Origin of the sequence: Paracoccus sp. (in: a-proteobacteria), assembly GCF_030538695.1 — a bacterium.
Classification (GTDB): Bacteria; Pseudomonadota; Alphaproteobacteria; order Rhodobacterales; family Rhodobacteraceae; genus Paracoccus.
In genome coordinates this window covers 111,961-119,588 of sequence record NZ_JAUNTN010000010.1, presented here as the reverse complement: position 1 = coordinate 119,588, position 7,628 = coordinate 111,961, and the positions used below count along the sequence as shown (strand labels likewise).

At 64.2% G+C, this 7,628-nt stretch carries 9 protein-coding genes; 6 read left to right on the top strand and 3 right to left on the bottom strand.

Going from position 1 to position 7,628, the window contains the following annotated elements; all coding sequences use genetic code 11:
- From Q4G24_RS07335 to hspQ, 4 genes are all read left to right on the top strand, one after another.
- A partial coding sequence (locus Q4G24_RS07335) for an NAD(P)-dependent oxidoreductase (RefSeq protein ID WP_303365860.1) occupies positions 1 to 1,002 on the top strand: 1,002 nt, incomplete at its 5' end.
- Between the two features lie 21 nt (positions 1,003 to 1,023).
- Positions 1,024 to 1,791, top strand: coding sequence for a metallophosphoesterase (locus Q4G24_RS07330; RefSeq protein ID WP_303365859.1), 768 nt, complete (start codon positions 1,024 to 1,026; stop codon positions 1,789 to 1,791).
- Positions 1,792 to 2,343 carry a DUF2585 domain-containing protein gene (locus Q4G24_RS07325; RefSeq protein ID WP_303365858.1) on the top strand — a complete coding sequence of 184 codons (552 nt, stop codon included), beginning with the start codon at positions 1,792 to 1,794 and terminating at the stop codon, positions 2,341 to 2,343. It begins immediately after the preceding gene.
- A gap of 66 nt (positions 2,344 to 2,409) precedes the next feature.
- The gene (gene hspQ / locus Q4G24_RS07320; RefSeq protein WP_303365857.1) at positions 2,410 to 2,748 is read left to right on the top strand and encodes a heat shock protein HspQ; all 339 of its coding nucleotides are present in this window, start codon (positions 2,410 to 2,412) and stop codon (positions 2,746 to 2,748) included.
- 10 nt (positions 2,749 to 2,758) lie between these two features.
- Here the strand turns inward: hspQ and Q4G24_RS07315 are convergent, their stop codons facing one another.
- Both Q4G24_RS07315 and Q4G24_RS07310 read right to left on the bottom strand, forming a co-directional pair.
- Complete coding sequence (locus tag Q4G24_RS07315; RefSeq protein WP_303365856.1) at positions 2,759 to 3,247, bottom strand: ATP-binding protein; 489 nt, start codon at positions 3,245 to 3,247, stop codon at positions 2,759 to 2,761.
- Positions 3,244 to 3,561, bottom strand: a complete 318-nt coding sequence (locus Q4G24_RS07310) for an STAS domain-containing protein (protein ID WP_303365855.1) — start codon at positions 3,559 to 3,561, stop codon at positions 3,244 to 3,246. The genes Q4G24_RS07315 and Q4G24_RS07310 overlap by 4 nt, the downstream gene beginning before the upstream one ends.
- Before the next feature lie 88 nt (positions 3,562 to 3,649).
- Here Q4G24_RS07310 and Q4G24_RS07305 point away from each other — a divergent pair, with 88 nt between their 5' ends.
- Both Q4G24_RS07305 and Q4G24_RS07300 read left to right on the top strand, forming a co-directional pair.
- Positions 3,650 to 4,807, top strand: a complete 1,158-nt coding sequence (locus tag Q4G24_RS07305; protein ID WP_303365854.1) for an acetyl-CoA C-acyltransferase — start codon at positions 3,650 to 3,652, stop codon at positions 4,805 to 4,807.
- The gene (locus Q4G24_RS07300) at positions 4,807 to 4,968 is read left to right on the top strand and encodes a hypothetical protein (RefSeq protein ID WP_303365853.1); all 162 of its coding nucleotides are present in this window, start codon (positions 4,807 to 4,809) and stop codon (positions 4,966 to 4,968) included. Before Q4G24_RS07305 ends, Q4G24_RS07300 begins: the two co-directional genes overlap by 1 nt.
- 4 nt (positions 4,969 to 4,972) lie before the next feature.
- Here the strand turns inward: Q4G24_RS07300 and mutS are convergent, their stop codons facing one another.
- On the bottom strand, positions 4,973 to 7,597 hold the full coding sequence (gene mutS / locus Q4G24_RS07295; RefSeq protein WP_303365852.1) for a DNA mismatch repair protein MutS: 2,625 nt from the start codon (positions 7,595 to 7,597) through the stop codon (positions 4,973 to 4,975).
- Positions 7,598 to 7,628 lie beyond the last annotated feature (31 nt).

Below are 7,628 nucleotides of genomic sequence, written 5' to 3'. Positions count from 1 at the left end.
GCCGATTTCATCACCATGCACGTTCCGCTGACCGACAAGACCCGCAACATCCTGTCGCGCGAGAATCTGGCCAAGACCAAGAAAGGCGTGCGTATCGTCAATGCGGCCCGTGGCGGTCTGATCGACGAGGAGGCTTTGGCCGAGATGCTGCAATCCGGCCATGTCGCGGGCGCGGCGCTGGATGTGTTTGCGGTGGAACCGGCGACCGAATCGCCGCTGTTCAATCTGCCGAATGTGGTGGTGACGCCGCATCTTGGTGCCTCGACCACCGAAGCGCAGGAGAATGTCGCCCTGCAAGTGGCCGAGCAGATGTCGGATTATCTGCTGACCGGTGCAGTGTCGAACGCGCTGAACATGCCTTCGGTCACGGCCGAGGAGGCCGCTGTCATGGGGCCGTGGATCAAGCTGGCCGGGCATCTGGGTGCCTTTATCGGCCAGATGACCGATGAGCCGATCAAGGCCATCAATATCCTTTACGATGGTGTCGTGGCGGATATGAACCTGAACGCGCTGAATGCTGCGGTGATCGCAGGCGTGATGAAGGCGACCAACCCGGATGCGAATATGGTTTCGGCCCCGGTCGTCGCCAAGGATCGCGGTATTCAGATTGCGACCACACATCAGGATTCGCAGGGCGCCTATGACGGCTATATCAAGGTGACTTGCGTGACCGACTCGCGTGAACGGTCCATCGCGGGGACGGTGTTCAGCGACGGCAAGCCGCGCTTCATCCAGATCCGTGGGATCAACGTCGATGCCGAGATCGGGGCGCATATGCTTTACACCCGCAACAAGGACGTGCCGGGGGTGATTGGTGCGCTGGGCGGTATCCTGGGCGAGCAGGGCGTGAACATTGCCAACTTTACCCTTGGCCGTGCCGGTGCCGGGGGCGATGCGATTGCCATTCTGTATCTGGACGAGGCACTGCCCGAGGCCGCGATGCGGGCGCTGGCAGACAGCGGCAAGTTCCAGCAGATCAAGGCGCTGCAATTCGAACTGTAATGACCTTGCCCCCGGCCCGCGATGGCCGGGGGTTTTCTTTATGAGGCCGGGATGACGGGGCAGGCGATCTATGCCGTGGGGGATGTTCACGGCCATCTGGACAAGTTGCGGGCCGCGCATGACCTGATTGCCGCCGATGGTGGGGCCGGCGCGCAGGTGGTGCATCTTGGCGACCTGTTGGACCGGGGGCCGGACTCCCGTGGTGTGGTTGAATATCTGATGCAGGGGCAGGCCGGGGGGCAGCCTTGGCTGGTGATCCGGGGCAACCACGACCGGATGTTGCCGGGGTTCCTGCGTGATCCTCTTTATGTCGATTCTGGTTTTCAGTCGGGGCGGCCCTGGGTGCTGCACCCTGAGGCGGGCGCGGCGGAAACGCTGGAATCTTATGGGGTTACGGTTGGAGATGATCCGCGGCGCGTGCATGAGGAGGCGCGGCGCAAGGTGCCGCTGGCGCATGTTCTCTGGCTGCAATCCCTGCCGCTGTGGCATCTGACGCCGCGCGCGCTGTTCGTTCATGCGGGGGTGCGGCCCGGCATTGGCCTGCACGATCAGACCGAGCAGGATTTGCTTTGGATTCGGCAGCCGTTTTTGGGTGATCCGTGCGACCATGGGGTGCTGGTGGTGCATGGTCATACAGCGTTGAAACGGCCGCGCCATTATGGCAACCGCGTTAACCTTGATAGTGGTGCGGGCTATGGCCGGGCGCTGACGGTGGCGCGGCTGGATGATGCTGGCGTGTGGGTGCTGACGGGGGATGGCCCGCAGCTTTTGCAGCCAGAGGATGCGTAGATGAAATATTCGACTTTGGCCCTGTTGGGGGTGGTGCTTGGCATGGCGGCGGTGCTGCTGGCCATGGGGCGCGTGCCGATCTGCGAATGTGGCTATGTCAAACTGTGGCATGGCCAGACGTTCAGCAGCGAAAGCTCGCAGCATTTGCTGGACTGGTATTCGCCTTCTCACCTGATCCATGGGCTGATTTTTTATGCTTTTCTGGCCTGGCTTGCGCCGCGTTTGCCGGTGGGATGGCGGCTGGTGATTGCCGCGCTGATCGAAGCGGCATGGGAAATCGTTGAGAACTCTCCCGCGATTATCGAGCGTTACCGCAGCGTGACCATTTCTTTGGATTACTACGGTGATTCGGTGGTGAACTCGGTCGCGGATATGGGGGCGATGATCGTCGGCTTTTGGCTGGCGCGGGTGCTGCCGGTTTGGGTCAGCATCGCGCTGTTTCTGGGGTTCGAGGTTCTGACAGCAGTGGTGATCCGCGACGGGCTGATTCTGAACGTCATCATGCTGCTGTGGCCGATGCAGGCGATCCGTGACTGGCAGTCCGGGCTGTAGGTCGTCTGGTGATTGGTGGACAGCCGGGTGCTTAGCGGCTAAAAGCCGGGCCTGTCCTTTTGGACCATGAGGTTTTTCTTGCACGCCCGAGTCGCAAAATATGGCCTTGGCCAGATCGTCCGCCACCGCGAACATCCGTTCCGCGGGGTGGTTTTCGATGTGGACCCGCAATTTGCCAATACCGAGGAATGGTATGAATCCATCCCCGAAGAAGTGCGCCCGGACCGTGACCAGCCGTTTTATCACCTGCTGGCGGAAAGCGAGGCGACCTATTATGTGGCTTATGTATCTGAGCAGAACCTGATCCCCGACGCCTCGGGCGAGCCGCTGGAACACCCGGAATTGCCCGAGATGTTTGGCGAGTTCGAGGACGGCCTTTACCCGTTGCAGGCCCGCCTGAACTAAGTCCGCAGGGCTAATCATGCCCGGCGGGCGGGATGCGAAAGGCCAGCATATTGCGCCCGTTTTCCCGCAGATAGCATAATTCCTGCGTCAGATCGCGGATCAGAAACCAGCCGAAACCACCTTCGGGCAGGGGGTCATGGTCCGGCAATGCGCCGCCACGCAGCAGATCGGGGGGCAACATGGCGGCGTCATCGGTAATGGCGCAGGCCAGCCCGTCCAGATAGCGGATCACGGTCAGATGGATGAAGGGCAGGGCACCCGCTGCTGAGCGGCCATGTTCGGCGATGTTGTTCAGCACTTCGGCCAGCACCAGCTCGGCCCGGCCCAGCGTGTCGGGGTCAATATGGGCGTCGAACCGTTTGTGCAGCGCCATCAGCGTATCACGCACGGCGTCAGGCATGGCCGGCAGTCGGCGCGTGAACAGCGGCTGATCGTCGCGGTGCGTTGCGCCATTGGTGCCTTGCGCCGTGCCGTGCCGGGGCAGGGGGCCGCCCTTCATGCGGGGGCCTGCGGGTGGATGGTGAACACGCTGTCCATCCGGGTCAGGCGGAAGACGCGATCAACATTCGGGGTCAGGTGCCGCAATTCAAACCCGCGCCCCGGCGGCAGGGATTTATAGACCGAGATCACCGCGCCAAGGCCGGAGCTGTCCATGAAATCAACCTGTTCCATGTCCAGCAGCACGGTTCCATCCTGTTGGTTGATGAGCCTGCGCATGGCGTCTTTGAATTGCGTGGCGATGGCTGCGTCGATGCGCGGTTCATCAATGCGGATCACCAGCTTGTCCGTATCTGGCAGCACTGAAAGTTTCATTATGGCCCTTTTTCATTGTGATTCCTCTGTATCCCTAGCGCGAAATCGTTAGGATTTGGTCAACGCGAGAGGGAAAATGAGGATCGCAATGACGAAATCGGTTTATATCAGCGGCGCGGCACGGACGGCGATGGGCGGGATGCAGGGCGCTTTGGCAGGTGCCACGGCGGCGGAGCTGGGGGGCGCGGCGATTGCGGCGGCGGTGGCGCGGGCCGGGAATCCTGCGGTGGATGCGGTGTTCATGGGCTGCGTTCTGCCTGCTGGTCAGGGTCAGGCCCCGGCGCGGCAGGCGTCTTTTGCGGGCGGCTTGCCAGAGCAGACGCCCTGCACCACGCTGAACAAGATGTGCGGCTCGGGGATGCAGGCGCTGATGATGGCTTCGGATGCGATTTGGGCAGGCTCGGCCAGAACCATCGTGGCGGGCGGTATGGAGAGCATGACCCGTGCCCCCTATCTGCTGCCGAAAATGCGCGGCGGGGCGCGGCTGGGCCATGCGCAGGCGCTGGATCATATGTTTCTGGATGGGCTGGAGGACGCCTATGACAAGGGCCGTCTGATGGGGACATTCGCTGAGGATTGCGCGGGCGCCTTCGGCTTTACCCGGCAGGCGCAGGATGATTACGCGCTGGCCAGCCTGTCGCGTGCGAGTGCGGCGATCAGCAGCGGTGCCTTCAAGGCCGAGATCACCCCGGTGACGCTGAGCGGGCGCAAGGGCGAGACCGTGGTCGATACCGACGAACAGCCCGGCAATGCGCGGCCCGAAAAAATCCCCACGCTGAAGCCTGCTTTCCGCAAGGATGGCACGGTGACGGCGGCGAACTCGTCCAGCATCAGTGACGGGGCCGCGGCGTTGGTGGTCAGCGACCGGGCCGAGGGCGCGATTGCCCGGATCGTGGGTTACGCCAGCCATGCGCAGGCCCCGGCGGATTTTCCGACTGCGCCGGTTCCGGCGACGGAAAAGCTGCTGGAACAGATCGGCTGGAGCAAGGATGACGTGGATCTGTGGGAGGTGAACGAAGCCTTCGCCGTCGTTCCGATGGCTTTCATGGCCCGCATGGATGTCCCGCATGACAAGGTGAATGTGAACGGCGGAGCCTGTGGGCTTGGCCATCCTATCGGTGCATCCGGGGCGCGGATCGTGGTCACGCTGATCCATGCCTTGCAGGCGCGGGGGCTGCGTCAGGGCGTTGCCGCAATCTGCATTGGCGGCGGCGAAGGCACCGCTATCGCGGTGGAACTGGTCTGATGCGCATTGTCGGGCCTGAATCGCCGCTGTGGTGGCGCATCATTGCCGCGGCAATCCCCTTTGTCGCGGCCGCGGTGGGCTTTTCCGAAGGCTATGTCCCGGTCAGCGTCTTATTCGCTGGCATCGGGGCATTTGTCTTTCACCGGCTGTTCCTGACCTGATCCGTCAGGGCTGCTCTGACAGGGCTTTCAGCTCATAGATCAGGTCCAGCGCGGCCCGAGGGGTCAGGCTGTCGGGGCTGATGTCTTGCAGCCTGACCTCGACCTGTGACGGAGCCGAGGCGGGTGCAGGTGCAGGCGCGGCGCGGAACAGCGGCAGGTCGTCGATCAGCGCGGCGGGCCGGGCGGCGTCACGCTCGTCCGATTCCAGCGCGTGCAGGATGTCGCGGGCGCGGTCCACGACAGCGGGGGGCAGCCCGGCCAGCCGCGCGACCTGCACGCCATAGGACCGATCCGCCGCGCCTTTGCGGACTTCGTGCAGAAAAACCACCTCGCCCTGATGTTCGCGCACGGTGACGGTGGCATTGTCCACCCCGTCCAGCCGCGCGGAAAGGGCGGTCATCTCGTGGTAATGGGTGGCAAACAAGGCGCGGCAGCGGTTTTGGGCGTGCAGATGCTCCATCACCGCCCAAGCGATCGACAACCCGTCCCAGGTGGCGGTGCCGCGCCCGATCTCGTCCAGAATGACCAGCGCGGCGGGGTCCGCCTGATTCAGAATGGCGGCGGTCTCGACCATCTCGACCATAAAGGTCGAGCGGCCCCGCGCCAGATCGTCAGCGGCCCCAACGCGGCTGAACAACTGGCTGACCAGCCCGATATGCGCCGCCTGTGCGGGGACAAAGCCGCCCGCCTGCGCCAGAATGGCGATCAGCGCGTTCTGGCGTAGAAATGTCGATTTCCCGGCCATATTCGGTCCGGTCAGCAGCCAGATTGCGGGGGTGTCGCCGCTGGTCAGGTCGCAATCATTGGCGATGAAGACCTGCCCCTTGCGCTTCAGTGCACGTTCGACGACCGGATGCCGTCCGCCTTCGATCTGAAAGGCGCGGCTGTCATCGACACGGGGGCGGGTCCAGCCTTCGCCGGTGGCAAGGTTGGCAAAAGCCGCCGTCACGTCGATTTCTGCAAGCGCCCGCGCCGTCTGGCCGATCAGCGGCGCGGCGGTCAGAACGGCGTTGCGCAGACGGGCGAAAATGCCGCGCTCGATCTCAAGCGCACGGTCGCGGGCGTTGAGGATGCGGGTTTCCAGCTCGGACAGCTCGACCGTGGTAAAGCGGATCTGGTTGGCGGTGGTCTGGCGGTGGATGAAGACCTCGTTCAGCGGCGCGGCCAGCATCCGTTCGGCATGGGTGGTCGTGGTCTCGATGAAATATCCCAAAACGTTGTTATGTTTGATCTTCAGGCTGCTGATGCCGGTCTGGTTGGCGTAATCGGCCTGCATCCCGGCGATGACGCCGCGGCCCTCGTCGCGCAGGCGGCGGGTGTGGTCCAGATCGGGGTCATAATCGGGCGCGACGAAGCCACCGTCGCGGGCCAGCAGCGGCGGTTCCGCAATCAGCGCGGTGTCCAGCAGGTCGATCAGTTCATCATGGCCGGTCAGGTCGCTGGCGGCGCGGGTCAGCACCTCGGGCAACGCGTCCGTCAGCCGGTCGCGGATCGCCAGCGCGGCAGTCAGCCCGGCACGGATCGCCGCGAGATCGCGCGGCCCGCCCCGGTCCAGTGCCAGCCGCGACAGCGCCCGGTCGATGTCGGGCGCGCGGCCCAAGGCATCGCGCAGGTCCAGCGTCAGGCGCGAATCCGCGACCAGCGCCGTGACAGCATCCAGCCGCGCATGGATCAGCGCCAGATCGCGGGACGGTGCGCTGATCCGCCGTTCCAGCAGCCGCGCCCCGCCTGCCGTCACGCTGCGGTCGATGGCCGCCAGCAAAGACCCTTCGCGCCCCCCCGACAGGGCTTGTGTCAGCTCCAGATTGCGGCGGGTGGCGGCGTCGATCTGCATTGCCGCCGCACCGCTTTCGCGCACCGGCGCATCAAGGCGCGGCATCGCGCCCTTTTGCGTCAGCGTCAGATAATCGGCGATAGCGCCAAGCGCGGCCAGTTCGGCCCGGTCGAAATGGCCGAAACCATCCAGCGTTTCCACGCCGTAAAGCCTGCGCAAGCGCCGGTCCGCTGCCTGACTGTCAAAGGCCGTGGCGGGCAATTCGGTCAGTGCCGCACCGGAATCGCTGGCCAGATCGTCCAGCCCGCTGGCCTCTGCAACCAGCAATTCGCGCGGGGCGAGGCGGGCTAGCTCCGGCCCCAGCCGCGCCGCGCCGCAGGGCATGACCCGGAACGCTCCGGTGGAAATATCGACCCATGCCAGCGCGCCTTCTTCGCGCACCTGTGCAAAGGCGGCCAGAAAATTGTGGCGGCGGGCTTCCAGCAGGGAATCCTCGGTCAAGGTGCCGGGCGTCACCAGCCGCACCACATCGCGGGCCACGACGGATTTGCTGCCGCGCTTTTTGGCCTCGGCCGGGTCTTCCATCTGTTCGGCTATGGCAACGCGAAAGCCCTTGCGGATCAGCGTCAGCAGATAGGATTCCGCCGCATGAACCGGCACGCCGCACATGGGGATCGGCTCGCCCATATGGGTGCCGCGCTTGGTCAGGGCAATGTCCAGCGCCGCCGCTGCCTGAACTGCGTCGTCAAAGAACATCTCGTAAAAGTCACCCATGCGATAGAACAGCAGCGCACCGGGATTGGCGTCCCGGATCGCCAGATATTGTTCCATCATCGGCGTGGGCTTGTCTGACATGGGCGGCTCTCCTTTGGCACGGGTTTTAGCC

Bases quoted from the DNA above. Each gene is read 5' to 3' on its own strand.
- Q4G24_RS07330 (WP_303365859.1), top strand. From the start codon at position 1,024: ATGGCCGGGGGTTTTCTTTATGAGGCCGGGATGACGGGGCAGGCGATC.
- Q4G24_RS07325 (WP_303365858.1), top strand. From the start codon at position 1,792: ATGAAATATTCGACTTTGGCCCTGTTGGGGGTGGTGCTTGGCATGGCG.
- hspQ (WP_303365857.1), top strand. From the start codon at position 2,410: ATGAGGTTTTTCTTGCACGCCCGAGTCGCAAAATATGGCCTTGGCCAG.
- Q4G24_RS07315 (WP_303365856.1), bottom strand. From the start codon at position 3,247: ATGAAGGGCGGCCCCCTGCCCCGGCACGGCACGGCGCAAGGCACCAAT.
- Q4G24_RS07310 (WP_303365855.1), bottom strand. From the start codon at position 3,561: ATGAAACTTTCAGTGCTGCCAGATACGGACAAGCTGGTGATCCGCATT.
- Q4G24_RS07305 (WP_303365854.1), top strand. From the start codon at position 3,650: ATGACGAAATCGGTTTATATCAGCGGCGCGGCACGGACGGCGATGGGC.
- Q4G24_RS07300 (WP_303365853.1), top strand. From the start codon at position 4,807: ATGCGCATTGTCGGGCCTGAATCGCCGCTGTGGTGGCGCATCATTGCC.
- mutS (WP_303365852.1), bottom strand. From the start codon at position 7,597: ATGTCAGACAAGCCCACGCCGATGATGGAACAATATCTGGCGATCCGG.